Raw genomic sequence first — 26,521 nt, forward strand, 5'->3', positions numbered from 1 at the left:
CAAGCGTGTTAGCGGGGACCTTCGGGTCCTTTTTTTATTATTGCGGGTTCAGGTACGCGGAAGCTTCCCTCCATACTGCGCCCGCAGCTGCTGGAGCTTGTCAAGATTGCTCAGGTTATGATCCCGGTTGACCAGTCCTACACCGAGAATCAGATTCTCAATGATATAAATAGGGCCGACCATTGAATGAAACTCCCAAACCTCGCCTCTTCCGGCATACAACACGATATCTGCATCCTGTGAACGGGGATATACAAGTCTGTCAGTGATCAGAATGACCTGATAAGCTGCCTCCCGTGAATGGTCCAGAATCACCTCGATTTCAGGTAACAGCTGCACAAATCCAAAAACCAGTACCACATCCTGTTTGTCAGCATGCATTAGGGTCTCCAGCAGCTCATGGCCGCTCGGAGCCATCCGCTTCATCTGAAGACCAAAGCGCGCCATCCGGTAGATCATCAGTTCAGCCAGTCCGCCGCAGGGGCCGGGACAATAAACATATACAATCCGTGCAGCAGACAGACTGTTTACCGCGGACTGCAGCGACGTCTCATTCAAATAACGGTGTGTCTCCTGCAGATGGTGAAGGGAATTATTCAGCAGCAGCTGGGGGAGTGAACTATCATCGGATCGCTCCATTGCGTCACGCATTTTAACCGAGGGCGTAGATTCGAACCGGAACCGTAGCCGGTTTTTGAAATCCTTGGCATGCTTGTAGCCGGCTGCTTTCCAGAAACGTGAGACGGAGGCGATGCTCAAATGGAGCTCGTCAGCAACTTCCTGCTCTGTCATATAGACAACCCGCTGCTCATTCTTCTGGATAAAATCGGCGATGATCCGCTGGTTGGGTGAGAACGGGCGGTGATTCCAGTCTTTATACATATGCGTTTCCTCCGGATGTACTCTTTTTACACAATATAACGCTTGAAGATGTTGTAAATATTTTTACAGCGTTAAAAATTCTGAAAAAAATATTACTCCGGCTTAACAAATGGAAAAACCTGTGCTGACATGGCCTTTTTATAATAAAGATAAATTCCTGTAGGGAGGCCAACTGTTTATGAGCACGTTAAAGACCCGCTACACGCTGACCCAATCTCAAAAAATGATGATTTTTGTGCTGTCGATGTCGCTGTATGGTTTGTCTAATATGTTTACGGAGCTGGTACCTAGCATCCAGTTGGGTCCGGTTGAATTGTCGATTGAATATTTCGCTTTCATTCCTCTGACCTTATGTATGCTGTTTCACCCGTTGTATGCAGCTGTTGGAGCGGCTGTCGGCGAAGTGATCTTTGGTGAGCTGATGCTGGGTCAATTCGGCGGACTGGGCGAACTGGAGAAATTCATTACCTTCTCTCTTGCGATGTATACAGCAGGCCTTATGGTATCCGATCCGAAGAACCGTAGACAGGTAGGCGCAGCCGCAATTACCGGAGTGGCGATTCACCAGTTTTTTAGCTCAGCGGTAGATATCTTGAAGGTATGGGTCGGTGTGGAGGAACTGGAAGCGGTTAAGGGTCTGGCGGAAAGTATCGTCATCATCGAAGGTGTCGGATTTCTGAATGATGTGCTGTTCTCGGGCATTCTGTTCGCCCTTCTGCCTACGATGTATCTGGTTCCCCGCTTGTACGGCAAGATTGAGCCGCTGCTCGGCATGAAGCCGCGTGAGCGGAATATGAAATATGCATCCGGGGTCTGGCTGTCGCCAAAGCTTGTCATTTCAGGTACGATTCTGATCATGGTTGCGCTAGGTTCTGAATTGTTGTCGGAATCAGGCTGGAACTTCGGTGATTTTGAATTTGCCTGGGCTGAATCAGGTGAGGAAAAGCTGATCTGGCTGAGCATGCTGGTTGCCGTCATCATTGCGGTTGTGACCATTCTATCGCTAATCCGGCGTGCTGCACGCAGGCGTCAGGAAGGAGGACAGGCAGATGCATGAACTGGTCCTGGAGCTTAGAGGAGTGTCCTTTACTTACCCGGGGGCGGAACAATCTGTACTGCGGGATGTATCCCTGCAACTGGAGAAAGGGGATTTTGTTGCCGTGATCGGCAGCAACGGATCCGGCAAATCCACACTCTGTAAATGCTTCAATGGATTAATCCCGCATTATTACACAGGAGATTTCACCGGAGAAGCGGTGATTTGCGGTCAACCGGCGGAAGGGCGGAGTGTCGCTGAACTATCCAGGCATATCGGTTATGTCTATCAGGACTTCGAGAACCAGCTGGTGCGTCCAACCGTGCTTGATGATGTTTCTTTTACCCCGCTGAACTATGGTTTTGCGGACTACAAGGAACGGGGAGAACGGGCGCTGGCGTTGACCGGACTTAGCGAACTGAGAAATGAATTTATCTGGCAGCTTAGCGGTGGGCAAAAGCACTTGCTGGCTCTTGCGGGAGCACTGGCAATGGATCCGGAAATACTGGTCATAGATGAGCCGGTAGCCCAGCTTGATCCGCAGCATGCACGTCATATCTATGATATCCTGCGGCAATTGAATGAGCTGCACGGGAAGACCATCGTAGTCATTGAGCACCATGCCGAATTTATAGCAGAATACTGCAGGAACGTTATCCTAATGGATAAAGGATCCATACGCTGGCAGAAGCCGGTACGTGATGCTTTGTCCTCTGTACAAGAATTGCTGGAGCTTGGCATTTATCCGCCGGATGTGACCAGAGCTGTCTGGATGCTGGAGGAGAATGACCGGAATGCAGGACAGTTCCCTTTGACCCCTGAAGAGGGGCTTGACCGGATGATCCGCCGTAAAGGGCCGGCTGGGCAGGCCGGGTCCGCCTATCCAGTCTGCGGGCAGATCCGCACAGGCGTAGGAGATGTGGATTCTATCGTTAAAATGAAGGATGTTCACCTGTCGTACCGCACGATTCACAAGACACTTCATCCTGTTTTGAACGGGGTAAAGCTGGAGCTCAAACACGGGGAATCGGTAGCCCTTATCGGTAACAACGGTGCAGGGAAATCATCCTTAATGAAACTGATTTCAGGTATTGCCAGACCCTCCTCAGGAACGGTTAATGTGAAAGGCATAGAAGTCAATGGTGTGCCGCCCGAGCGCCTGTCCGGTACGGTTGCTTATGTATTTCAGAATCCGGAGGATATGTTTATCGAGGATTCTGTACGCAAAGAAATCTCCTATTATCTGAAGGCCCGGAAGTTAGCGGATACAGACCGGAGAGTAGAAGAGATGCTCCAGGCGTTCCGGCTTAGTGAGCTCGCTGAGCGGGATGCCCGTCTGCTGAGCGGCGGCCAGCAGCGGCGGGTATCCCTGGCAATCGGTGCCGCTGTCCGCCCTGCAGTTATGCTGCTTGACGAGCCCACCGCGAATCTGGATATTTCGACCAAGCAGGAAATGGTTAGCGTCCTTGAGACATTGCGGAGCCATGTGGAGACGGTGGTAATCGCCACTCATGATATGCAGCTTGTGTCTGAATGGGCCAGTAGAATTATTGTTATGCATCAGGGACAGATCATTGCTGACGGAACGAAGGATGAAATATTTGCTGACGGAATGCTCTTGAGGCGTGCCGGATTGGCAGAGACACAATTAATGAAGCTAAGCCGCATACTCGGCCTGCCGCGCATTTGCTGCAGCCTGGACGAGTTTGTGAGCCAAGTGGAGCTACAGAAGGAGGTGGCCGGAATCTATGGAGGCTGTTAAAAAAGCGCTGGACCGGATCTCTGTAGAACAGATCAAGCTGGAATTACTGGGAACCGCGTATAACAACAGCGCTACCTTTCTGGGCAGGCTTGACCCCCGGACACTGCTGTTATGGTATTTGTTTTTTGCCATCGTGCCCTGGTTTGTGCATAACCGGACAATCTTATTAGGAATGTTCGTGTTCATGGTCATAACAACTGTCCTGTCACGGGTTAGTCCGCTAATCATCTGTATCCTGTGCCTTGGCCTGACCGGCCAGATCGGCTGGATGTTCGTGCTGACGCTTTTTTTCGGAGGGGGGAGTGAATCCCTGCTGCCAATGTTAACGTTGACGCTGAAGCTTTCTGTCATTTCACTGGCGAGCATCACTGTATTCTCCAGTCTGGACCCCGAACGGCTTAGTGACGGACTTTTATCCTTAGGCATACCTGATGCCTTTGCATTTAGTTTATCTTACGGTTATCGTATTCTGCCTACTTTGCTGGAAGAATTCCACCAGATATTGTTGTCCTTCAGACTCAGGGGGCAAAGACCGCATCGTCACGGGGTGTTCTACTGGAGAACAGCTGCGTATTACTTGCGGATTGTGGTGCTGGTCTTCTACCCGCTCATGCTCAATACAGCCAAACGGTCGCGAACCACGATTGAAGCACTGGAGACACGCGGATTCAGCTACGGTCTCAGCAATCCGAAGGTGAAGAAGATCAAGCTGTCCTATTTGCGGATGAAGAGGCCGGACTGGGCTTTTTTATCCGGTTCAACGATTTACATTATACTGCTGTTCTGGTTTGGAACCCTGTACCCTGAGCTGGTGTATTAACCTAATCTGCAAACTTAAAAGGAGCCTAACCTATATGAATATTGATCTGCACACACACGGAAAATTGTCCAAGAAATCAGCATTTTCCCCGGCGTATTTCGCAGAAATGATGTCGGAAGCTAAAGTGAACGGACTGCAGGCAGCCGCTTTGACAGAGCATTTTAATACTTCTAATTTCTTCGCAATGTACGAGGCACTGGATCAGATGTATCCCTATAACGGACATTACTATGATGTGGACGGGCTGAAGCTGTTTCCGGGAATGGAAGTGGATATTGCCGAGACAGGCCACATCCTGCTGATCGGGCTTAAGGAGAATGTTCTTGCTGTCCGTTCTTTGCTGGAAGATTACACTGCTCAGTGTAGCTTTATTCCTTTCAAAAGACTGCTGGATCTGGCGGATGAATTCAATCTGTGGAAAATAGGGGCCCATCCGTTCCGCACCTCTACTCCACTTCATCAATTGGACCCTCAGCTGCTTAAGCGGCTGGATGCGTTTGATTTCAATGCTAAAGACATTTACGTGCAGGGGGCTGAAGCCTACAAGAACCTGATTACGCCATTTGCAGAGAAGCTTGGCGTTCCTGTGGTTGCCGGCAGTGACAGTCATCAATGCCTGCAGTATGGCAGCGTAATGAACCGGCTACATGTATCCTGCTCTACAGTTGAGGAATTGAAGGAGGCTATTAAGCAGGGGGACTATGAGATGGAGCTTTCACCGTGTCTCCATACCAAGGTGAAGGCTTCGGTCATGATGAAGAAGCTGCTGAAGCAGCTTGCCGGCGAAGCGCCTTCAAGAGATGAAGCGGAGATTGGCTATCTGGCTTAAAGCGGCCCTAAAATACTATGAAGTCATGTCCGGACTCCTCCGGCCATGACTTCATAGGTAATGTCTTCTATGCTTCCGGGGATGATTTACGCTACGTCTTGCGGTTTTAAGCAAAAGCCAGATTCAATGCCTGCGGATGGAAGGAACCCATAATTTTATAAGCTTTTAAATGCGGATTGTTCATATCATTATCGTAAATAATCATATGCTGCCTGCCCTTGAGAATGATATCAAACCGCTGCTTCCGGTCAGCCTGTACGATGGTAATATAATAGCTGTATTTGTTGTCTGTGCTTACATTCCGCGCTGATTTCATTAACCGGACGTCGGCGAAATCATCACATATTTGTTTGATGGCCTCCGGCTCCGTAACCACAATATCCTTCTGTTCACCGGGAACAGAGGACAGACGGGTGATTTCAAGGGAGGCGATATCCTCCAGCCGGATGGTTCTGGCCACCACTTTTTTGAAGGAAGTGTAACGGTTTGCTGTATAGGTCATTAGAGAAACACCAGCTGCGGTCAGGATGGCGCCGGCAAGCATATATTTTTTGCTTTTGTCCATGGTTCAGTTCCTCCCAGTCATACGATTGTGTAAGTCCCAATTATAAAACTATAAACATCCGCACGCAAATTCACTTACTTTAATTACTTAATGATTTCTTTAATTACGTAAGCTTCCAAGGACAGCCCTTTTGCGGATATGATAATTGTGAAAATATGCACAAGGGGGCAAGCGTTACTATGAAAAAGAGATATGCAGCGACTCTTATACTCGTTCTTTCCGTTATGCTGGTTATCGCAGGCTGCGGTAACAACAATGCTAACGGCAGTGTCAATGAGAGCAAGGGTAAGAATAGCGCAACCACAGAGCCTGCAGCAACCACTGCACCTAAAGAGACAGCCGAAGCCGTATCGGGAGCATCCGAAGCGAGCTATACACCGTACGATCAGTTAAAAGATAAATATGATATCATCATTGTCGGCGCAGGCGGTGCCGGAATGTCGGCGGCGCTGGAAGCCAAGGCTAACGGCATGAACCCGGTTATTCTCGAGAAAATGCCGGTTGCCGGCGGTAATACTACCAAATCCTCCTCGGGTATGAACGCTTCGCAGACGAAGTTCCAGAAGGAGCAGGGCATCGAGGATACCAATGATCTGTTCTATGAAGAGACACTGGCAGGCGGCCATGATACGAACAACAAGGAGCTGCTCCGCTTTTTCGTGGACAATTCCGCAAGTGCCATTGACTGGCTGGATTCGATCGGAATCCGTTTGAACAATATTACGATTACCGGCGGAATGAAAGAGAAGCGCACCCACCGTCCGGAAGACGGCTCAGCAGTCGGTCAATATCTGGTTGCCGGACTCGTAAGAAATGTACAAGAGCAAGGGATTCCCTTGTTCGTTAATGCGGACGTGAAGGAACTTACAGTGCAGGATGGCAAGGTGAACGGCGTCAAGGTGTTGTTCAACCAGGCCGATGAGAAAACAATTACCGGATCAGCAGTGATCGTAACAACCGGCGGCTTCGGCGCCAATATGGAGATGATTACCGAAGTCAGACCTGACCTCGAGGGTTATGTGACTACGAACCAGATCGGCAGCACCGGCGACGGCATCCGGATGATTGAACAGGCTGGCGGCACAACGGTAGATCTGGATCAGATTCAGGTTCACCCGACTGTACAACAGGAGAAATCCTACCTGATCGGTGAAGCGGTCCGGGGCGAAGGTGCAATTCTGGTGTCCAGCGAGGGCAAACGTTTCGGCAACGAAATGGATACCCGTGATAAAGTGACAGCTTCCATCAATACACTTCCGGAGAAATCAGCGTATCTGGTGTTTGATTCCGGCGTGAAATCCCGCGTCAAAGCGGTGGACCAGTACATCAAGATGGGTGTAGTCAAAACAGCGGATACCATCGAATTGCTGGCAGAACAAATGAACGTTCCGGCAGATCAGCTGAAGAAGACCGTAGATACCTGGAACAGCGCAGTGAAGAATAAGTCGGATGCGGAATTCGGCAGAACAACAGGCATGGATAATGATCTGTCCGGCGCACCGTATTACGCGATCCAAATCGGCCCGGGAATTCACTACACCATGGGCGGTGTGGTGATTAACACCAATACAGAGGTCTTGAACAAAGACGGCAAAGCGATCACAGGACTTTTTGCAGCAGGTGAGGTAGTCGGCGGATTACACGGCCAGAACCGGATCGGCGGGAATTCTGTAGCCGAGATTATTATCTTTGGACGGCAGGCAGGGATCAAATCTGCTGAGTTTGTAAAAGCACAATAAGCTATTATTCCATATTGTCAGCTTTATTATAAAAGGGATGCTCCGCAGCCATCAGGCTTGCGGAGCATCCCTTTCCTGCGTGTACTTGCTGCTGCTCCTGCCGTCTCCGGCAATTCAGGCTCCCGCAGGCTCAGCTGCTTACGCCTGAATTGCCGGAGACGGCGCAGGCTTCGCTGTACGGGTCAGCGAGAACAGCTCCAGCTCGGGGCGCACCTTGCCGGCAAGGGTATCTGCGAGCAGCTCGGCCGCGATCATGCTGTAGACGGTTCCGTTGCCCCCGTAGCCTTCAATGAAATAGCAGTGCGGGTACTCCGGATGCGGCCCAATATAAGGCAAGCCGTCACGGGTAGAGCCGAAGACCGCTCCCCAGGAGTATTCAGCCTCTATTCCCTGAAGCTCCGGGAACAGGGCCACAAGCTCCTCCAGCAGCCGCTGGCATTGGGAGAGCACACGGACATCGCGGCGCTCGGGACTGGTGAGCTGTTCATCCTTGCCGCCGGCAATGATCCGTCCGTCCGGTGTGGTCCGGAAGTACAGATAAGGCCGGGCCGTTTCCCAGAGCAGACTTTGCTCATGCCATTTGGGCAAGTCCGTAAGAGGCCTCGTCATGATGGCATATGTATTGATCAGCTCCGCGCCCCGGTCCTTTTTCATATCCTGCGTTTCATACCCCATGGCAAACACAACATTTTTCGCAAAAATCCGGCCATTCGCTGTATGGCAGACCACGCCGTCAGCACTATATTCGTAATTAAGGGCTTCGGTATGCTCGTAGACGCGGACTCCGCGGGAGTGGGCCTTGTCAATCAGGCTGTGCACAGTCCGCAGCGGATTGGTCTCGGCATCCCCTCGGGAGAAGAGCGCAGCCGGTTTGGAGAAGGAATAATGCGACCGTACTTTATCCTCATCCCAGAATTCAGAATCAAATCCATGCCGGATCAGGTTTTCATTTTCCAGCTTCAGGGCGGGTACATCTTCAGGGACGCTGGCATACAGCAGACTGCTGCGTTCTATGATCTGCGGATCAATATCCAGCTTGCCCGGCAGGTCGAGAATCGCGCGGACGCCCTGCTGGCACAGCTTATAGAACAGCACGCCGTTCTCTTCCCCGAAGGTATTCATGCAGGCGGTCAGCGACTTGTCGTTCGCGATCTGCAGCAGTCCCGTATTGGCGTGGGAGCTTCCGCTGCCCACTGCTCTTTTATCGATGAGAACGGTATCCGCTCCGCTGAGGGACATACGGTAGGACATCGTCGCCCCGCCCATGCCGCCGCCTACAATAAGACAGTCACAGGTAATATCTTCATTTAGTACCGGATACACCGGCGGTTGAAGCAGTGTATTCTCCCAGGGCAGCTGCCCGCTGATGAGTTTCATGGTATGGTCGCTCCTTTATATAATCCAGGTAAGGTATTGTTTGCAGTTTGGCAGCCGCTCATGCGCGGTATATAAGGTGTTAATCCGATTTTTGCAGAAGCAGCTTTGCGCTTTTTGGCACATAAAGTGTTCTGCTCTGCGGCATACTAAGGAACGCTTGAACATCCAGAAGGAGGGAATACTGAACATGCAATCTAACCAAATGCAGGCGCTTAGCGGAAAAGAACTGGAATATATCGCAGATTCCATTTCCAACGAAGATTTGCTGATTAAGCAGCTGGCCGCTACAGCCGGAACCACTCAAAACTCCACGGTGCAAGGAATCTGTGTACAGCAAATTCAAAGTCATACCCACCATATGGATATGCTTGTACAGCTGCTGCATCAGCATCAGCAATATGCACCAACCCAGCCGCAATAATTATTACTGGCCGCACACAAATTTGATGCCGGGAAGCATATCCCACAAACTTTAAGGAGGTTTTACTGTGTACGCACAAAACGGAACGCCATTCATGGCAGATGAGGATTTACTGAACACGGTTTTAGCTGATTTGAAGCGGACAGTCCGTGAATATACAACAGCAGCTACAGAATCGAATTGTCCTACAGTACGCCGGGTATTCAATGATTTGACGATGGATACGCTCAGACTTCAGGGAGAGCTGTATAACCAAATGTCACAAATGAACATGTATACTGCTCCGGGGAAAGCGCTGCGTCAGGATGTAGACAAGCAGATTCAGACTGCCCAGCAGACCCAGCAGAAATGCCAGCAGTTCGTGCGAGAGAAAACAGGCGGAGCCGGTGCCTACAATCAGGCCTCCAATGTTCCGCTGCATCAGGCCAATGTCCAGCACAATAACGGTTCTTACTATATGTAACCCTCACGCGGGGCGGATGAAGCATAGGACTGCCGTCCGCTGGTGTAGAGAAACACAAATAAAAAGATCCATTGTAACCCCGCCCAGGCGGGGTTATTTTGTTTGCAGAACTGTCATTTTCGTGTCATATTAATACTAAACTCTTTTCGCAGGCGCTCTGCCCTGATGCAGGGGTACCGGACTGGCGAACTATCCGGAGGGAAGGCATGAAGGAAATGAATGATTTGAAGAGGAAAGTGCTGGAACTGCTCAAGGAGGACGCGCGAAGCTCTACAGCTTTAATGGCAACCCTGCTTGGTGCGGAAGAAGAAGATGTCAAAACCGTAATTGCACAAATGGAACAGGATCATGTCATCGTGAAATATGCGACTGTGGTTAATTGGGATAAAGTGGACGATGAACGCGTGACTGCGCTGATCGAGGTTCAGATTACACCGGAACGCGGCCGCGGCTTCGAAGGCATTGCCGAGCGGATCTATCTGTATCCGCAGGTCAAATCCGTCTATCTGATGTCCGGCGCATACGATTTGCTGGTCGAAGTGGAAGGCCGCAATTTGCGGGAGGTCGCCAATTTCGTCTCCGAGAAGCTGTCGCCGATTGATGCGGTACTCTCTACCAAAACTAACTTTACGCTCAAAAAATACAAACAGGACGGTATCATTTTTGAAGAGCATGAAGAAGACAACCGTCTGATGATATCTCCGTGAAGGATGTAATGCCATGATTACGAAGTCGATGAATTCCTATTTGGCCCCGCTGGTCCAGCAGATACAGCCCTCGGGCATCCGTAAGTTTTTTGATCTGGCGGCAGGCAGCAAGGATATTATTTCACTGGGTGTCGGGGAACCGGATTTCAAGACTCCCTGGCATGTCAGGGAAGCCTGCGTCTACTCGCTGGAGCGCGGCTTCACCGGTTATACCTCCAATGCCGGCATGCCGGAGCTTCGAGAAGGCATTGCCGAATATCTGCAGACCCGCTTCGCGGTGCAATATGATCCTGCGAACCAGATTATCGCCACCGTCGGCGGCAGTGAAGCGATAGATCTGGCGCTCCGGGCCTTGATCTCACCGGGAGACGAGATTCTGATTCCCGAGCCTTGCTATATCTCTTATTCACCGATAACAGCAATCGGCGGCGGGATTCCGGTCGGTATTGAGACCTTCGGAGAGAATAACTTCAAGCTTACGGCGGCTGATCTGGAAGCCAAGATCACCCCGCGCTCCAAGATTCTTATTCTCTGCTATCCGAGCAATCCGACGGGTGCGATTATGAGCCGTGAGGATTGGGAACCGATTGCCAAAGTGGTAGAGAAACATGATCTCATAGTAATTTCCGATGAAATTTATGCTGAATTGACCTATGGAAGCAATCATGTAAGCTTTGCCTCCCTTCCGGGCATGATTGACCGGACCATTCTGGTCAGCGGCTTCTCCAAAGCCTTCGCCATGACCGGCTGGCGGATGGGATATGCCTGCGGTCACCCGGACCTGATCTCCGCGATGCTGAAGATTCACCAGTACACAGTCATGTGCGCGCCTTCGATGGGCCAGGTGGCTGCTCTGGAGGCATTGACCAATGGAATGGAAGAGAAGGACCGGATGGCGGATTCCTATAATCAGCGGCGCCGGCTGATCGTCAAAGGGCTGCGCGATGCCGGGCTGGACTGTCATGAGCCGCAAGGCGCGTTCTATGCTTTTCCGAGTATTCAGCGCACCGGGCTGACCTCCGATCAATTCGCCCAGCGCCTGCTTCTGGAATATAAGGTAGCTGCGGTTCCGGGCAGTGTATTCGGTCTGGGCGGTGAAGGATACCTCCGCTGCTCTTATGCAACCTCGGTATCCCAGCTGAACGAAGCGGTTGAACGGATTGGGGCATTTGTCTCACAGCTGGCCCGCGAGCGGGCAGAGTAATGCAAACAGAATGAAGTAAATTGAACTATAGCCGATAACTCTTCTATATGGTATTATTTTACTCTAAGGACAAGAAACACCTGTAATACACTTACATGGAGGTCTTATTCTAGAATAGGGCGCAGAGTCCGGATAGGAAGAGTTCAGTATCAGGTATCCGGATATCACGCAATAATACATTAGGAGGGATGATTGTGCTGAGCGCAGATTATTACTTACCTTCCTATGGCGGGGAATGTAGTTCCGGAAGCGGGATACATCCTCCCAGGGGTGATGCAAATGCACGCAGGCTCTCGCTGGAAAATGAAATACAGGTCCTCCGCAGCAGAATGGAACAGCTCTTTATACAGGAGAAATCCTTTACCTCGGATAATGTAATTGCCATCAGCAGCTTGCTGGACCTGAAGATTAATGAGTATATGAGAGGCCGCCACCGTAAGAACGATTAACCGGCTGATTTATATTGAAACGGACATATCCCATTGCGGGAGGTGTCCGTTTTTTATTGCGCCTCACAGTCGCACCGTGTAGGTGATTATGATTTTCGTAATTGGAAGCTATCCATCCGAAGGACAGAACTATTCTTGTATCAGGAATCCCTTTGAATCCGCCGAAAGTGGGCGGGATGGGGAAAATAAAAGGGATAAATCCCTCTGAATCCGCCGAAAGTGGGCGGGATGGGGAAATTAAAGGGAAAAATCCCTCTGGTTCCGCCGAATGCGGGCGGGATGCTGAAAATAAAGGGATAAATCCCTCTGAATCCGCCGAAAGTGGGCGGGATGCTGAAAATAAAGGGAAAAATCCCTCTGAATCCGCCGAAAGTGGGCGGGATGGGGAAAATAAAGGGATAAATCCCTTTGAATCCGCCGAAAGTGGGCGGGATGGGGAAAATAAAGGGATAAATCCCTTTGGATCCGCCGAAAGTGGGCGGGATGGGGAAAATAAAGGGATAAATCCCTTTGGATCCGCCGAAAGTGGGCGGGATGCGGGAAAGAGGAGCAAAAGTGCCCCTGAATCCGCCGAAAGCGGGCGGCAGGAGGAAATGAGGGGTAGAAGTGCCCCTGAATCCGCCGAAAGTGGGCGGGATGCGGGAAAGAGGAGCAAAAGTGCCCCTGAATCCGCCGAAAGCGGACGGCATGCGGGAAAGAGGAGCACTTCACAGTTTGCACGCAAAAGGAGGAAATGAGAAGCTCTGGCGTGTGATTTCGCCGAAGACTGCCCAGTAAATAGTCTGAGTGAAGCATCGCGATGTGGCCTTAATATCTACATAAGCTGCACTGGCTACATTGGCCGCATAAGCTTCAGATTGATTCACCAGTTAGGGTGAGTTTGTACTGAATATATGAATGAACTTATTTGCTGGATGCTATAACTTTTCTGCGGCAAAGCAGGTCTACTCTTTTAATTTACATAAATATCCTTTCACAGTATAATGAATGAACAGTCATTCATTATAAGGGAGATGGGAATCGTGAGTGATAACAGCAAGAGTGATAACAGCAAGAGTGATAACAGCAAGAGTGGTAACAGCAAGAGCGACAACGGCAAATTGCTGGAACGTAAATTCATTGAGGGTTTTGAGCTATTGGCTCCGGACAAGGCGATCCGGCAGATCATTTATCATGCTGTCGAGGTCTTCTCCAGGAAAGGCTATGCCGGGACCAAAATCAAGGATATCGCCGCCAGTGCAGGCTTCAGCCAGGGGTATGTCTATATGTATTTCAAATCCAAAGACGATATCTTCACCAGAATTGTTGAGCTGGCTTCGGACGGAGCAGGAATGTCGGTGCAATATGCAGCAGAGCTGGACGGAACCCCGCTGGAGCGGATTACCTGGCTGACCGAGGCATTCCTGTCGCAAGGCAGTATTGCCTTGCAGCACTTCCGGCTCATTCTTCTGCAGACGGCAACCTCGGAAGCTATTCCGGAGGCGGCTAAGCTTGTTGCGAAGGAGAAGATTATGAAGCCATTCGAGCATCTCGTTCCCTTGATCATCGCCGGGCAGGAGGCAGGGGAGATTATCCAGGGTGATCCGGTGGAAATCGCCGTCGCCTATTTCTCCTTCATCCAGGGGCTTGGTATAGCGAGGATACAGACCACAGCTGCCGCTCCTTTTCCCTCAACCGAACTGGTTCTGCGCTTCATGAAAAGAGATCATTAGCCCATCCCATATCCGAAAAGGTGGAATTAGCCATGGTCAAGGTATTTAAAAGTGATGCCGGCAAGGAACAGGTTCTCCGTTCCTATGATGAGCTGCTCGGGGACTGGGGGACGGAGGTTCGGGAGCTGGATATCGAGACTCCTTACGGGACAACACATTGTATAACGGCGGGAGAGGCCGGTTTGCCGCCCCTGCTCCTGTTCCATGGGGTAGGCGATAATTCGGCGGTGATGTGGCTGCTGAATATACGGGAGCTGTCCCGGCATTTCTGCTGCATTGCGGTGGATACGCTGGGAGGGCCGGGGAAGAGCCTGCCGGATGCCAGGTTCAATAAGCAGGATTTTAATCAGGTAGATTGGATTAACGGCGTAGCTGAAGGATTGAAACTGGAACAATTCTATGTGGCAGGTGTGTCGAATGGAGCCTACATGTCCTTCAATTATGCGATTAACGAGCCAGGAAGGGTGTTGAAGGCAGTCTGTATGGAAGGCGGGATGGTCACGGCTCCTTTAAAAAGCATGATCCAGACGCTGCTGATGATGTTCCCGGAAATAATAGTACCTACGCGCAAAAATCTGCTTAAGGTATTTAATAAGCTCAGTTCGCCGGAATCACGGCTTGCGGAAAAACATCCTAAACTGGCCGAGCATGTGGTGCTGCTCATGAAGAATCATAACCAACAGGCGATGTTTGTCCAGAGAACTGAGCTCTATGACAAGGCCCGCGCGGCTATAGTCAGGGATAAGCTGTATTTTCTGATCGGGGATTACAAGCTGCAGCATAAGAAGGATTTTATCGGCATACTTCAGGACGGGGATTTCCGCTATAAGGTGATCGGGGGCTCAGGCCATGGCATCAATATGGAACAGCCGGAGCGGGTCAACCGGGAGCTGATACAGTTTTTGCAGGGACAGGGGGGAGTGCGATGATTCCAGAGAGTATCCGGCAGCAGGTGTTCACAGAGCTCGGCTGTCCTCCTGAAGCGGTCAAGCATCTTGGAGGGTATAATGACAATGTATTTGATCTTGAACGGGCAGGAGCCGAGAATATCGTCGTCAAAATACTGGATCACAGCGTGGTCCCCAAGGAACACATTTTGCCGGAAATGGAATGGCTGAACTACTTGCAGGAGAGTGAAGTGAGTGCGATCCGCCCGCTGTGCCTGGAGTCCGGGAAGTATATTTACCCGGTGTCAGAGCCTTTTTATTATATTCTGTTCCATAAGGTTAAAGGTACACATGTGAATCGGGAAGATAAGACGGTTTGGAATCCGCTGTTATTCGAGCACTGGGGAGAGGCGATGGGAAGGCTGCATTCCTGTGCCCGGAGCTACCAGGCAGTCCATCCGCATCCACATTGGCAGGAGAATATAATTCTGCTGGCGGAGAGGATAGAAACAGACGCTCTTTTGTCGCAAAAGTGGAAGGTATACCAGGAAGAATTCAGCCGCCTTGGCACCTCCGGGAATGAATTCGGCCTGATTCATGGCGACCTTCATCCGCATAACTTCCTGGTGCATGATAGCTCGCTGACAGTGATAGATTTCGGGGATGCGGAATATCACTGGTTTGCGTATGATATTGCCATTGCCGTCTATCATATGGCCCAGACTGTGCCGGAAGATGCGGGCAAGAAGGACGCTGTGCTGGCATTTTATCACTCTTTTATGAAAGGCTACCGCAGGGGTAACACAGATACCGGGTTCATGGCTCAGATCGGCTACTTTATAGATTACCGGCATCTTTATTCGTATACCTATCATATGGTGCACACAGATCCGGGCGCGCTTACGGAAGGCCAGAAGGCATATCTTGCCCGAATGAGGCGGACGATCGAAGCCGGGGAACCTTGCCTGGGGTTCAGGCTGCTGTAATGCTTGTACGTCCCGGGGCGGAGGAGGAGGTGGACCCGGGGCCCGATGGAGGACTCCTGCGGCAGGGATATAATGAATACTCACGATGATTCTAAAGGTACGGGCTCTTCTGCAGCGTACCGGAAAAAGAGGATGATATTCATGTTACAAGCCGATATACTGCGGGACCCCTATACGTATGATGAGCTGAAGCTCGAAGGAACGGGAGCCGTTAATCCGGAGAGCGGGCGTAAGTACCCGTTGAAGCAGGGCTTTCTCGCCTTTTTGGGAGAAGCGGATGCCGAGGGCAGCAACAAAAAGTACCTTGAGCTGTACAACCGGATAGCCCGTTTCTACCGGCTGTCCAACAAAGCTTATTTCGCCCTGAAATTCGGCGGGGAACGAAGCTACAGAGGACAGTTTCTGTCTTCGCTTGAACTGCGGGAAGGTGACCGTGTGCTGGAGACCTCGGTGGGCAGCGGCGATAATTTCCCCTATCTGGGTGTACAGGCAGAGCTGTACGGACTGGATATCTCCAGCGGAATGCTGAAGCAGGCGGTGCGCAATCTGCGGCGCTGGAAGCTTCAGGGACATCTGTTCCAGGGACAGGCGGAGAAGCTGCCTTTTAAGGACAACGTCTTCGATTGTGTCTATCATGTCGGCGGTATCAATTATTTCAGTGATCCGGGAGCTGCGGTACTGGAGATGATCCGGGTGGCGAAGCCGGGCACCAGACTGATGATTGCCGATGAGACAGAGAAGCTGGTAAAGGGAACGTACGGGAAGGTGCCGGTGGTTAAGGGGTATTTTCAGCAGGGGGAGGAGTTGCCAGGGGTGCTTGGACTCATTCCGCAGGATATGCTGGAGATCGAGTATAAGGAGGTATGCAAAGGCCTGATGTACTGTATTACTTTCCGGAAGCCGTAGGCGGGGTGGGGATCGGGTACATTCCATATTAGCTCATTAGGGAGTTATTTACATGTCAGAAATGCTGATCTTTGTTTGCCTACATACATAAGAACGATTACACTATTACTATGTGATTTGCAACTTAGGAGGGAAATACTATGGCGATCTATACGCGTACGGGGGATAAAGGGGAAACCTCAGTCATCGGCGGCCGTGTGGGCAAGGACGATGTCCGCGTCGAGGCTTATGGCACCATAGACGAGCTGAACTGTTTTGTCGGCCAGGCACGGAGTCTGATGGAGGATGAACGGTTCGCGGATGTTAGGGAGCAGCTGCTGGAGATTCAGCATGAGCTGTTTGACTGCGGTTCGGACCTGGCGTTCGTGAAGCTGAGCGAGAACAAATATAAGGTGAAAAGCGAGATGGCCGCGCGTCTGGAAGGCTGGATCGATGTGCTGCAGGCGGAGAATCCGGTACTGGAGCGCTTCATTCTGCCCGGCGGAAGCCAGCTGTCCTCGGTTCTGCATGTCTGCCGGACGGTCTGCCGCCGTGCGGAGCGCCGGGCTGTGACCCTGGGACGCAGTGCAGATATTAACCCGGAGGCTGTTGTCTATCTGAACAGACTCTCTGATTATTTCTTCGCGCTGGCCCGTGCCGCCAATACACGGCTGGAGGTTGCTGAGGTAGAGTATGTGCGCAGCAAAAAGGTGTTCCGGAACAAATGACCAGCTACTATCCGCCGATTACCTATATTGTGCCGCCGGATGAAGACGGCTGGCTGCTCAAAACCATCCTGCAGAAGCGGATGGATGTCTCCCGTAAGCTGTTGTCCCGTCTGAAGATGACAGACCTCGGGATTACGCTGAACGGAGAGCGTGTCTATATCAGCGTCAAGGTAAGCAGCGGTGACCGTGTAGAGATCCGGATGGAGGAAGAAACGTCAGAGGATATCCTGCCGCAGCCGATTCCTTTTGAGATTCTATATGAAGACGGCCATCTGCTAGTCGTGAACAAAGCCGCGGGGATCATTGTCCATCCGACCCATGGCCATTACACGGAGACGCTCGCGAACGGAGTGGTGCATTACTGGGCGGAGAAGGGGGAGCGGGTCCGCTTCCGCCCTGTCCACCGGCTGGACCAGGAGACCTCCGGTGTACTGGTCATTGCCAAGAACCCGTACAGCCATCAGCATATCTCCGAGCAGATGATCGCCGGGACGGTGGACAAGCGGTATGCTGCTTTTGTGCACGGGGTTCCCGCTCTGCAGAGCGGCGACATCGCCGGTCCGATCGACCGCGACCCGCTGGAGCCGCACCGGCGGATTGTGACGCCGGATGGTTATCCTTCCTTGACCCGGTACGAGGTCAAGGAGGTCTATCCGCGCGCGGCTTCGCGCGTGGAGCTGAAGCTGGAGAGCGGGCGCACCCATCAAATCCGGGTGCATATGAGCTCGATCGGCTGCCCGCTGATCGGTGACGGCATGTACCGTCACCCTTTGTATGCCCGCGGGCAGGCGGCAAGCGGGCTCGTTCCGCCGGGCAGCGGAGAGCGGGAGGCCGGGCTGGTGCTGCCCGGCGGCGAGACGCAAGAAGCCAGACTGACGCTGCCGGGCGGAGAGAGCAAAGAGGCGGAGCTGTCGCCCGTGGAAGCGGCGCAGCTGGCGGAGATCGCGGAGCTGGACGCGTCCATTCCGCGCCAGGCGCTGCATGCGGTGCGCCTGTCCTTCCGGCATCCGGTCACGCATGCCGATCTGGTCTTCGAGGCTCCGCTGCCGCCGGATATGGCGCAGCTGCAGGCGAAGCTGCGTGAGACTGGTGCAGGGCAATAACTGTCTCAGCAGCCTGGCCGTGATATAAGGGGATGCTGAAGATTTCGCTGGCGGGTACAGCCAGGCGCCAGCGTGAGATTGTGAAATAAGTGCGAGGCTGCACTTATTCTTGGCTGTTTCGCCACTCTAAATCCAACAAGTGGAAAAAGTACAACTAATCTAAGAGGTTTGGCCGAAAAGTATCGAATGCGCTCAAATTAAGTGTTGAAAATCCAACTAATTCCTATTAAGCTGCTAATTCACGCTAAATAAATGTACAATTTCCATCTATTTAGATTGAACCGGGAAAATTCCACTGTGGGGATTAGCCGTGGCTGCAGAGAATGTTTGACTTCCGGCCCATCCGGCCCGTGAACGCGGCTGCGCCGGCAGCCCTAATAATCAGCGTACTGCAACATTGCCGCTGCGCTTATAATAAAAGGAGAACCATATGAGTCAATTGAAGGTGTATCAATATCCGAAATGCAGCACCTGCCGCGCCGCAGTGAAATGGCTGAAGGAGCAGGGGCATGAGCTGGACTTGCAGCATATTGCCGAGCAGCCGCCCACAGTGGAGGAGCTGCGCGTCCTGCTGAAGAACAGCGGACTGCCGCTGAAGAAGTTTTTTAATACGAGCGGTGAGGTCTACAAGGAACTTAATCTGAAGGACAAGCTGGCCGGTCTCAGTGAAGATAAGCAGCTTGAGCTGCTCGCCAGCCACGGGATGCTTATCAAGCGTCCGGTTGTCACTGACGGCAAGAAGGTTACAGTCGGCTACAAAGATGAGCAGTACGCTGAAGCCTGGAGCAACACCTAAAATTCGGTGCGATCCAGGCGATTAATGCAGCGTTCCATAAGATTTCCTTTTTTATTTCTTGTTTAAGCATTGCAGCAATACTGGATCCCATATCATGTTTATGTTTGGCTGCCCTTTCTTGTCCCCTTGCTTCGTATGATCACCGGAGCATCAAAAAGCAGCAAGGGGAAGATAACGGCATACGTACGAAACCTCCAGAATATCCCTTAGAACCAGTCCTAATTCCATTCGGAAAGTTGCAGGATTGCTATTGTAATAGTCTCCAGTCCCCCTGTTCGAAGCCATATACATTTTTGAAATTCTTTCCACACTTTGCCGCGCTTATATTGGATATCTTCCTCCAGCCCAAAGAAATCCCATTCCTTGTTTATGGATTCAGATCCATGCCCTCAAAGACTTATATATAAATTTTGATGCAAATTGTTTGTCTGCATATGAGCAATCCTGAATTTATTGCAAGGGTAATATGTATTTTGTATTAATTTATCAAACAGAAATTAAATAGCATATAAACATGTTATATAACAATTTGGATTTATAGTTAAAACAATATAGATTGTACTTGAGATTTTAGAGTGAAGAATCAGTCGCCACTGCGGTGAATATTTGGACTTCCGGCCGCTGTTGTCTGCAGATTTCATGATTATACTGCTGTTCGCGGTGGAAATCCGCAGACTAAGGCGATTGCTATCGCTCCTTCAGTTCCAAAATCCCCCTTCGTCACTCCTTCCTCCTCCTCAAGTTTCCAAGTTCAATCTATACATAGTGTCAATGATATTGAATGAATGGGGCGAGGAAATGACAGTACGGCGATTATTACCAGTAACGGATACAGAAGAAGTCGGAATTGTTGAGTTTCTGCTAGGCAATGATCTGTATTGTACGTATGTGCAGCAAGTAAGGGAGGTTATTAATACTATTCCGGTTACTCCAGTTCCATTAGCACATCCTTACATGGAGGGGCTGATTCAGTTCCGTGGAGAAGCCATTGCAGTCATAGACCTGGCTAAATGTTTCGGGTATCCTTCTGCAAGGAGAACTGGACAGATACAGGGCAAATATATTATTGCTGAGATGAAGAATAATAAGGCTGCCGCGTTTCATGTCCATGAGGCATTGAGAATCAATCAGTTTAATCCGGCGAAGATGAATCAGACTATTGAGGCCGTACAAGTGCAGCGCGGGTTTAGTCAGAGGATTGTGCAAGTCGAGGGGAAGCTGCTTGTTCTTCTGGACTTTGAAAAAGTGATAGAGACTATATCTGCTGACTAAGTGTTTGTAAAATATCAAACAAATGTTGAAATGTGTGGCATTTTGTCGAACGGTGTATATTGTTCGACATTTTTTGTATATAATCATGTTGATCTTAAAATTGCCAAATACAAACCAATAATGTATTTATAAGGTGGTAGTGAGTTGATTCGTGATTTGATTCTCAGTTTTTGCCTGTTGACGATTTTTACGTTTTTTTTCGAGCACTTTATGATGAGGGTAAACATTAATCTGAGGGTTTTAACAGGCTACACTTGGAAAGTGGGGATATACCAGGGCCTTGTGGGCGTCATTCTAATATATGCTGTTAGTCATCCCTTTAATAATTGCCTGATTGCGGACCTGAGTACCATCCCCATACTCATTGCTGCTTCCATTGGCGGCCCATTCGCATCAGCATTGGCGGCTTTGTTAATTATCCTTCCCCGTCTTATTTATGAGCCATCCATAAAGATGATGATAGTGGGGATTATTGATGTGTCCATCATTTTTATTGTTTGCAATATAACCATCCGCTATATTCACTCCTTCTGGAAGCAGTGGATCATCTTAGTCACCGTGACCAATCTTCTGTTGATATTATTTTATAATTATATTGACAACTCACATTCTTTATCCGCCAGTCTGCAATTTTTGGCCGTGTATGAGGCATCCGGGTTATTTATCGCGGCAAAGTTATTCTATATGTGCAATGCCCAGAGGCTGAAGCAACGGTTCGATGAGATGCAAAGCGATCTGTTAGAGATTCTTCATCTGCAACCTGGATTTATCTATAAATTGACCAGAGAAAATGAAGAATTCAAATATAAAATCGCCGGAGGTGCCTTGTGTGTTGAACTGGGGATTTCCTCCAGTGAACTCGTCGGCAAGACACTTGATAGACTGGATTTATTCCCTGAGGATCTAAGTATTTTTATGAAGATTCAAAAGGAAAAGGCCTGGGCCGGAGAACCGCAGACATTTGAAATATTATTTAAGGAGCATACGCTGCTTATCAATCTGAATCCAGTTTTCTATGACAACATCGTTGGCGCTATCATCGGCTCTGTTATAGATATTTCCCAGCGCATGGAATCAGAGAAGAAGCTTAAAGAGAGTGAGGAGTTATACCGTTCGCTTGTGGAGAGCACCCAGGATTTCATAGTGTGGTTTGATGTGCAGGGACGAATTACATCTGTAAATAATAAAGTGGCCGAGACGCTTCGAATATCGCCTGAGAGCCTGATTGGGACAATGATAACAGAACAGATGCCAGCGGGTGAGCATGTTGAGCAATGGCTCTATTACTTCAGACAGGTCATCTCAAATGGAACGATGGAGAGATTTGAATACAGCTTTAGATCAGCCAGGAGAGAACATCAATATGATGTCACTTTGTCTCCGTTCTTTAACATGAAAGAGGAAGTAATAGGGGTTATAACCACTGGGCATGATATTACCCATGTGAAGAAAAGCAGGGCGGCTGACGAAGCTAATAAGGCAAAAAGCGAGTTTCTTGCCCGCATGAGCCATGAAATACGTACCCCGCTTAGCGGAATCATAGGTCTCACGGAGCTTTTGACTAGACAGGAAATGTCTCCGGTGCAAAAAGATTATTTGAACAAAATTCTCTCCTCGTCCCATACCTTGCTTGGTATTATTAATGATGTTCTTGATCTCTCGAAGATTGAGGCCGGTAAAATTGAACTGCAAAAGGTTAATTTTAATCTGCATCAGCTGATGCAGGAATTATCGGATATTCTTGCCGTGCTTCTCGGATCGAAACAGCTAAAGTTCATTATTGATACATCGGCGGATATTCCGGAGATGCTCTATGGTGATTCTCTGCGCGTTGAACAAATTCTTATCAATATGATAAACAATGCCATTAAATTTACGGATAGGGGGCATATATACGTCAAGGTTGAACCCGTAAGATATGAAGAAGATATTATTCATTTGGAATTCTCGGTAGAAGATACGGGCATCGGGCTTACGAGCGATCAGATCGATCATCTGTTTGAACCCTTCATGCAGGTCAGACATTATTCCAGACAGATGGGTGGAGGAACCGGCCTGGGACTTCCGATCTGCAAATACTTTGTTGAACTGATGGGAGGAGATATTGAAATCAGCAGCGAGCCGGGACAGGGCAGTAAGTTTTCCTTTACCATTCCCTTTGAATATGCACGACCGGATGAATTGCTTCAGCTGGAGGAGCGGATGGAATTTTCACAAACCAAAGTTCTTGTCATTGAGAACAATGCTGCGGTTAGAAACGGGTTATGCTCTATGCTGGAATCAATGAACTTTGATGTTGCGGCATGTGAACAATCGGATCTTGTTTATTCTCATCTGCCTGTTGAAGTGATTGTGGTTGATTTAAGTATGAATGAGCGGGAAGGGTTGAACGACTGGCTGCAGCTTCAGAAAATACATCATACACATCCCGTTCGCTATGTTGCAATTTCAACGGCAGAGGTACGTGATGGGATTTCGAAATTGCCTGCGAGTCTGCAGCCGGATGCTCTAATTCTAATGCCCGTTAGCCGTAACGGCCTGTACCAGGCCATGTACACCTTGTTCAAGAATGAACCGGATTCACCGCATGAGATTAAGGGTAGCGGGAAGCTTTCCTTACCCGGGATTCAGCGGAAAATTCTGTTAGCAGAAGATAACGAAATTAATCAGCTTGTTGTCACAGAGCTTCTGACTTCATACGGCTTTGAGGTAACCGCAGCAAATGATGGTAAGGAGGCTCTGGCTTTACTGGAACATGGGGGATGGGACTTGCTTTTACTGGACATTCATATGCCTGAACTTAGTGGAATTGAGGTGACGAAGAAGATACGGCAGAACCGCGAGTATGACCACCTGCCCGTCATAGCCCTGACCGCAAATACTGTAAAGGAAGAGCATGAAATGTATTACCGCATTGGGATGAACGGTGTATTGACCAAGCCGCTTCAGGTCGATGCACTAATTGCGTTACTGAACAGACGTGTCAAAGGAATAGATTATCAATTGCTTTTGCAAAGAGTTAGCGGAAAAGAATATATTGTACGTTATATGTTCACTGTGTTTATTCGTGACTATAAGCTTTTTGTTGAACAACTGCGGGATGCCCTGAACAATGACGATTTAACTGGATATCATCGGATGCTTCATACCTTTAAGGGTGTGGCAGGGAATCTGTGTGCCGACCGGCTGCTGATAGCTGCAATGAGGCTTGAATTAGAACTAGAGCAGGATGCTGATCTCCAGAATGGATTGGACAATTTGGAGGATGAGCTTCTGGGGATCATCTCTTCTATACAGCACTATTTAGATAATGCATATCCTGGTGACAGCAAGGATGTACTTGATCATGAGAGGGTTTTATTATGAAAGTAATACTTATTGAGGATGACATGATTATCGGTGACATGATAAAGATGTATCTTGCAGAAGAAGGCAATATTGTTTACAGAGTAGATACAGGAACCGGAGGACTTGCTCTTATTGAGGAAAAGCAACCCGATCTTGTGATCATTGATTTAGTGCTGCCTGACTTAAACGGCATTGAGGTTTGCAGAGAGATTCGTAAAGAATCTGTGGTGCCCATCGTAATTATTTCTATGAATACCGAAGTCATGAGCCGTGTCGAAGCCTTAAACGCCGGGGCGGATGATTATTTATGCAAGCCCTTCAGCATGAAGGAGCTGTTAGCCAGAATGAATGCCATTTTACGGAGAGCGTATCAGAGATCAAATTATAAAGAGGCTGATGGAAGTCATTCAATTTCCAGACCGGAAGATAAAAGCATTGTTATTGAACATGAATACCGGTCCATTAAAGTTCAAGGGAAAATAGTAGAGACAACCTTTACCGAATTTGAAATTATGAAACTCCTTTATAACCATCCGGAGCGGGTGTTCTCGCGGGAGGAACTGATCATTTATCTGCGTGGAATCCATACATTAGTGAATGAACGCTCAATTGATGTGCATGTTATGAAGCTCAGAAATAAAATTGAACTAGATCCAAAAAATCCGAAATATATTAAAACAGTTTGGGGAATAGGCTATAAATTTTCGCTGAATAAATTCAATAAATATGAAGAAAAGACATAGATTCCTAATACTTTTACAAGAAATGTTTTAATACCTCTGCTCTATCATGAAAGGGAGATGTAAGTGATAGGAAGGGGATAGAACTGTGCGTAATCTAAAAGTAGCAACAAAACTGTTTCTGTTGATCGGAGTCTTTATTGTAGCCATGGTTGCACAATCTGCTCTTGGATATGTATCGTTGACAAAAATGGTTGATAATTCTAACGCGATGTATTTCGATCAGATGGTGCCGGAAGCAGATTTTCTAAATTACCGTACCGGCAACCGGGCGATGGAAAGCATTCTGTTCCAATCCATGCAGACTAGTACAAATCAAGAGGCGAAGGAATTAAAAATAAAATTCGATAGCCTAGTGAATGCGAATTCAAATATTCTGGATAGAATGCTTGTGAATGGGATCACCGAAGAGGAGAAAAAGCTTGTAAAAGATATTAAAACTGAATTTATTGTATACATCCGTTCCATGCAGGAAGCCTTTGCTTTGGGGGCTGTTAATCGCAATGTGGAAGCCTATGAATATTACAAAAATAATGTTGTACCCACAATGAATGTAATGCTAACTTTAGGTGACACATTGGAAAACAAACTTAAGGATAGTGCCGCTGCCATTAACACTTTGGTCCGCGAACAAGGGGAGCAAAGCATTCTGTTATCAAACATCCTGTCCATCGCTTTTTGTCTGCTCTGCACTGTTGTCGCAATTATCATCATAAGGATGATTGTAAAACCGGTGCAGGCTGTACAGAAGCTTATGAAAGAAGCGGAGAACAGAGATTTCACCGGAGAAGCAAGTTATCGTTCCAGAGATGAACTCGGGCAACTGACGCATTCTCTCAATACTATGCTCGAGGTATTAAGAAACCTGTTCGGGCAGATTACAGAGACTTCGCAGCAGGTTGCGGCGTTCTCTGTGCAGCTTACGGCAAATGCGGAACAGACCAGCACAGCCAGTGAAAATATTGCGGCAAACGTTCAAGAAGTAGCGGGAGGTGCAGATCAACAGGTTCATGCGGTTGAAGTAACGGCCAGAACAATGGAACATATGAAGGACAGTATTCAGCTTATTGAACGGAATGCTCAGAACATGTCTGAAACAGCCTCACAGACTTCAGATCTATCATTGGAGGGAAATGAAGCGGTCCATACAGCTGTGAGTCAAATGAGTTCAATCTATGCGGCGATTGAAGAGCTGAACAGCATTATTCATGGTTTAGAACAGCAGTCAGAAGAGATAGGTCAGATTGTAGACACTATATCAGGGATTTCAGCACAAACCAATTTGCTCGCGCTGAACGCAACAATCGAAGCGGCCAGGGCTGGAGAACATGGCCGGGGATTTGCGGTTGTCGCGAATGAGGTCCGCAAGCTGGCTGAGCAATCAGCAGGATCGGCCCAAAAAATATCTGTCCTGATCAGTACGATTCAGTCGGAAACAGGCAAAGCTGTCCGATCCATGGAACGCACGTCTAAAGAGGTTGAGAGCGGGATCGAGATTGTGAATTCGGCAGGGCAAGCATTTGCACAGATTGAAGAGTCTGTGGATAACGTCGCCGCCCAGATCAGGGAAGTCACAAATGAAGTTCAGGATCTGGCAGCAGGAACAGAAATAGTGTTTCGTTCGGTGGAAGAGATCAATACTTCTGCCAAAACTTCTGCCTCCGGCACGCAGAATATTGCAGCAGCAACAGAAGAACAGCTAGCATCAATGGAAGAAATATCAGCATCCTCAGCTTCCTTAGCCCAAATGGCCGAGGATTTGTACGACAATTTAAACGGTTTCAAGATTTATAGGAATTAAGGTAAAGAA

Annotated in this window: 25 protein-coding genes; 22 read left to right on the top strand and 3 right to left on the bottom strand. The window is 49.1% G+C overall.

All coding sequences use genetic code 11. The annotated features are described in order from the left end of the window. Nucleotides 1-48: 48 nt before the first annotated feature. Nucleotides 49-882, bottom strand: a complete 834-nt coding sequence (locus NSU01_RS09515; RefSeq protein ID WP_042234135.1) for a MurR/RpiR family transcriptional regulator — start codon at nt 880-882, stop codon at nt 49-51. A gap of 178 nt (nt 883-1,060) precedes the next feature. Here NSU01_RS09515 and NSU01_RS09520 point away from each other — a divergent pair, with 178 nt between their 5' ends. The 4 genes from NSU01_RS09520 to NSU01_RS09535 are packed head-to-tail and all read left to right on the top strand — an operon-like array spanning nt 1,061 to nt 5,329. Beyond that, nucleotides 1,061-1,939, top strand: coding sequence for a hypothetical protein (locus NSU01_RS09520; protein WP_042234137.1), 879 nt, complete (start codon nt 1,061-1,063; stop codon nt 1,937-1,939). Then, entirely contained in the window at nt 1,932-3,680 is a 1,749-nt protein-coding gene (locus NSU01_RS09525; protein ID WP_042234138.1) for an energy-coupling factor transporter ATPase, read from the top strand. Before NSU01_RS09520 ends, NSU01_RS09525 begins: the two co-directional genes overlap by 8 nt. Beyond that, nucleotides 3,667-4,500 (top strand): energy-coupling factor transporter transmembrane component T, encoded by an 834-nt coding sequence (locus tag NSU01_RS09530; protein ID WP_042135075.1) that lies wholly within the window; start codon nt 3,667-3,669, stop codon nt 4,498-4,500. The genes NSU01_RS09525 and NSU01_RS09530 overlap by 14 nt, the downstream gene beginning before the upstream one ends. A 34-nt stretch (nt 4,501-4,534) precedes the next feature. After that, entirely contained in the window at nt 4,535-5,329 is a 795-nt protein-coding gene (locus tag NSU01_RS09535) for a PHP domain-containing protein (RefSeq protein ID WP_042234140.1), read from the top strand. A gap of 106 nt (nt 5,330-5,435) precedes the next feature. Here the strand turns inward: NSU01_RS09535 and NSU01_RS09540 are convergent, their stop codons facing one another. Further along, nucleotides 5,436-5,894 (bottom strand): hypothetical protein, encoded by a 459-nt coding sequence (locus NSU01_RS09540; protein ID WP_042135079.1) that lies wholly within the window; start codon nt 5,892-5,894, stop codon nt 5,436-5,438. A 179-nt stretch (nt 5,895-6,073) separates the two neighbouring features. On the opposite strand from NSU01_RS09540, the gene NSU01_RS09545 reads away from it, so the two are divergent. After that, nucleotides 6,074-7,633: a flavocytochrome c gene (locus NSU01_RS09545; protein WP_042135081.1), complete on the top strand. Its 1,560-nt coding sequence runs from the start codon at nt 6,074-6,076 to the stop codon at nt 7,631-7,633. Between the two features lie 138 nt (nt 7,634-7,771). On the opposite strand, the gene NSU01_RS09550 is transcribed toward NSU01_RS09545, so the two are convergent. Then, nucleotides 7,772-9,010: an FAD-dependent oxidoreductase gene (locus tag NSU01_RS09550; protein WP_076242635.1), complete on the bottom strand. Its 1,239-nt coding sequence runs from the start codon at nt 9,008-9,010 to the stop codon at nt 7,772-7,774. Nucleotides 9,011-9,197: 187 nt separating this feature from the next. On the opposite strand from NSU01_RS09550, the gene NSU01_RS09555 reads away from it, so the two are divergent. From NSU01_RS09555 to NSU01_RS09635, 17 genes are all read left to right on the top strand, one after another. After that, nucleotides 9,198-9,431, top strand: a complete 234-nt coding sequence (locus NSU01_RS09555) for a hypothetical protein (RefSeq protein WP_039308384.1) — start codon at nt 9,198-9,200, stop codon at nt 9,429-9,431. Nucleotides 9,432-9,498: 67 nt separating this feature from the next. Continuing rightward, nucleotides 9,499-9,894: a spore coat protein gene (locus NSU01_RS09560; RefSeq protein ID WP_042135086.1), complete on the top strand. Its 396-nt coding sequence runs from the start codon at nt 9,499-9,501 to the stop codon at nt 9,892-9,894. Between the two features lie 206 nt (nt 9,895-10,100). After that, nucleotides 10,101-10,601: an Lrp/AsnC family transcriptional regulator gene (locus NSU01_RS09565; RefSeq protein ID WP_039308379.1), complete on the top strand. Its 501-nt coding sequence runs from the start codon at nt 10,101-10,103 to the stop codon at nt 10,599-10,601. 13 nt (nt 10,602-10,614) lie between these two features. Continuing rightward, on the top strand, nt 10,615-11,805 hold the full coding sequence (locus NSU01_RS09570; RefSeq protein ID WP_042135087.1) for an aminotransferase class I/II-fold pyridoxal phosphate-dependent enzyme: 1,191 nt from the start codon (nt 10,615-10,617) through the stop codon (nt 11,803-11,805). Nucleotides 11,806-12,059: 254 nt separating this feature from the next. Further along, nucleotides 12,060-12,254, top strand: a complete 195-nt coding sequence (locus tag NSU01_RS09575) for an aspartyl-phosphate phosphatase Spo0E family protein (protein ID WP_336102499.1) — start codon at nt 12,060-12,062, stop codon at nt 12,252-12,254. A gap of 176 nt (nt 12,255-12,430) precedes the next feature. Beyond that, nucleotides 12,431-12,991 (top strand): hypothetical protein, encoded by a 561-nt coding sequence (locus NSU01_RS09580; RefSeq protein ID WP_076242637.1) that lies wholly within the window; start codon nt 12,431-12,433, stop codon nt 12,989-12,991. Between the two features lie 285 nt (nt 12,992-13,276). Continuing rightward, nucleotides 13,277-13,966, top strand: a complete 690-nt coding sequence (locus NSU01_RS09585) for a TetR/AcrR family transcriptional regulator (protein WP_179093418.1) — start codon at nt 13,277-13,279, stop codon at nt 13,964-13,966. A 32-nt stretch (nt 13,967-13,998) separates the two neighbouring features. Further along, a complete protein-coding gene (locus tag NSU01_RS09590) occupies nt 13,999-14,895 on the top strand; it encodes an alpha/beta hydrolase (RefSeq protein ID WP_076242638.1) in 897 nt (298 codons plus the stop codon). Continuing rightward, nucleotides 14,892-15,839: a phosphotransferase gene (locus NSU01_RS09595; protein WP_076242639.1), complete on the top strand. Its 948-nt coding sequence runs from the start codon at nt 14,892-14,894 to the stop codon at nt 15,837-15,839. The genes NSU01_RS09590 and NSU01_RS09595 overlap by 4 nt, the downstream gene beginning before the upstream one ends. A 141-nt stretch (nt 15,840-15,980) precedes the next feature. Further along, on the top strand, nt 15,981-16,745 hold the full coding sequence (locus NSU01_RS09600) for a methyltransferase domain-containing protein (RefSeq protein ID WP_063779827.1): 765 nt from the start codon (nt 15,981-15,983) through the stop codon (nt 16,743-16,745). A 140-nt stretch (nt 16,746-16,885) separates the two neighbouring features. Then, nucleotides 16,886-17,452, top strand: a complete 567-nt coding sequence (locus NSU01_RS09605) for a cob(I)yrinic acid a,c-diamide adenosyltransferase (RefSeq protein WP_042135096.1) — start codon at nt 16,886-16,888, stop codon at nt 17,450-17,452. Further along, entirely contained in the window at nt 17,449-18,555 is a 1,107-nt protein-coding gene (locus NSU01_RS09610) for an RluA family pseudouridine synthase (RefSeq protein WP_076242640.1), read from the top strand. Before NSU01_RS09605 ends, NSU01_RS09610 begins: the two co-directional genes overlap by 4 nt. Before the next feature lie 430 nt (nt 18,556-18,985). Beyond that, nucleotides 18,986-19,351: an arsenate reductase family protein gene (locus NSU01_RS09615; protein WP_042135100.1), complete on the top strand. Its 366-nt coding sequence runs from the start codon at nt 18,986-18,988 to the stop codon at nt 19,349-19,351. A 777-nt stretch (nt 19,352-20,128) separates the two neighbouring features. Further along, nucleotides 20,129-20,623, top strand: a complete 495-nt coding sequence (locus NSU01_RS09620) for a chemotaxis protein CheW (RefSeq protein WP_339302995.1) — start codon at nt 20,129-20,131, stop codon at nt 20,621-20,623. Between the two features lie 144 nt (nt 20,624-20,767). Continuing rightward, nucleotides 20,768-23,989: a response regulator gene (locus tag NSU01_RS09625; RefSeq protein ID WP_083705138.1), complete on the top strand. Its 3,222-nt coding sequence runs from the start codon at nt 20,768-20,770 to the stop codon at nt 23,987-23,989. Beyond that, nucleotides 23,986-24,714 carry a response regulator transcription factor gene (locus tag NSU01_RS09630; RefSeq protein WP_076242643.1) on the top strand — a complete coding sequence of 243 codons (729 nt, stop codon included), beginning with the start codon at nt 23,986-23,988 and terminating at the stop codon, nt 24,712-24,714. Before NSU01_RS09625 ends, NSU01_RS09630 begins: the two co-directional genes overlap by 4 nt. A gap of 85 nt (nt 24,715-24,799) precedes the next feature. Next, complete coding sequence (locus tag NSU01_RS09635) at nt 24,800-26,512, top strand: HAMP domain-containing methyl-accepting chemotaxis protein (protein ID WP_076242644.1); 1,713 nt, start codon at nt 24,800-24,802, stop codon at nt 26,510-26,512. The last annotated feature ends 9 nt before the right edge of the window (nt 26,513-26,521 follow it).

Source organism: Paenibacillus sp. FSL H8-0259, assembly GCF_037963255.1.
Taxonomy (GTDB): Bacteria; Bacillota; Bacilli; order Paenibacillales; family Paenibacillaceae; genus Paenibacillus_AQ; species Paenibacillus_AQ phytohabitans.

Coding starts and splice junctions, on each gene's coding strand:
- NSU01_RS09515 (WP_042234135.1), bottom strand. CDS start 882: ATGTATAAAGACTGGAATCACCGCCCGTTCTCACCCAACCAGCGGATC.
- NSU01_RS09520 (WP_042234137.1), top strand. CDS start 1,061: ATGAGCACGTTAAAGACCCGCTACACGCTGACCCAATCTCAAAAAATG.
- NSU01_RS09525 (WP_042234138.1), top strand. CDS start 1,932: ATGCATGAACTGGTCCTGGAGCTTAGAGGAGTGTCCTTTACTTACCCG.
- NSU01_RS09530 (WP_042135075.1), top strand. CDS start 3,667: ATGGAGGCTGTTAAAAAAGCGCTGGACCGGATCTCTGTAGAACAGATC.
- NSU01_RS09535 (WP_042234140.1), top strand. CDS start 4,535: ATGAATATTGATCTGCACACACACGGAAAATTGTCCAAGAAATCAGCA.
- NSU01_RS09540 (WP_042135079.1), bottom strand. CDS start 5,894: ATGGACAAAAGCAAAAAATATATGCTTGCCGGCGCCATCCTGACCGCA.
- NSU01_RS09545 (WP_042135081.1), top strand. CDS start 6,074: ATGAAAAAGAGATATGCAGCGACTCTTATACTCGTTCTTTCCGTTATG.
- NSU01_RS09550 (WP_076242635.1), bottom strand. CDS start 9,010: ATGAAACTCATCAGCGGGCAGCTGCCCTGGGAGAATACACTGCTTCAA.
- NSU01_RS09555 (WP_039308384.1), top strand. CDS start 9,198: ATGCAATCTAACCAAATGCAGGCGCTTAGCGGAAAAGAACTGGAATAT.
- NSU01_RS09565 (WP_039308379.1), top strand. CDS start 10,101: ATGAAGGAAATGAATGATTTGAAGAGGAAAGTGCTGGAACTGCTCAAG.
- NSU01_RS09570 (WP_042135087.1), top strand. CDS start 10,615: ATGATTACGAAGTCGATGAATTCCTATTTGGCCCCGCTGGTCCAGCAG.
- NSU01_RS09580 (WP_076242637.1), top strand. CDS start 12,431: ATGGGGAAAATAAAAGGGATAAATCCCTCTGAATCCGCCGAAAGTGGG.
- NSU01_RS09590 (WP_076242638.1), top strand. CDS start 13,999: ATGGTCAAGGTATTTAAAAGTGATGCCGGCAAGGAACAGGTTCTCCGT.
- NSU01_RS09595 (WP_076242639.1), top strand. CDS start 14,892: ATGATTCCAGAGAGTATCCGGCAGCAGGTGTTCACAGAGCTCGGCTGT.
- NSU01_RS09600 (WP_063779827.1), top strand. CDS start 15,981: ATGTTACAAGCCGATATACTGCGGGACCCCTATACGTATGATGAGCTG.
- NSU01_RS09605 (WP_042135096.1), top strand. CDS start 16,886: ATGGCGATCTATACGCGTACGGGGGATAAAGGGGAAACCTCAGTCATC.
- NSU01_RS09610 (WP_076242640.1), top strand. CDS start 17,449: ATGACCAGCTACTATCCGCCGATTACCTATATTGTGCCGCCGGATGAA.
- NSU01_RS09615 (WP_042135100.1), top strand. CDS start 18,986: ATGAGTCAATTGAAGGTGTATCAATATCCGAAATGCAGCACCTGCCGC.
- NSU01_RS09630 (WP_076242643.1), top strand. CDS start 23,986: ATGAAAGTAATACTTATTGAGGATGACATGATTATCGGTGACATGATA.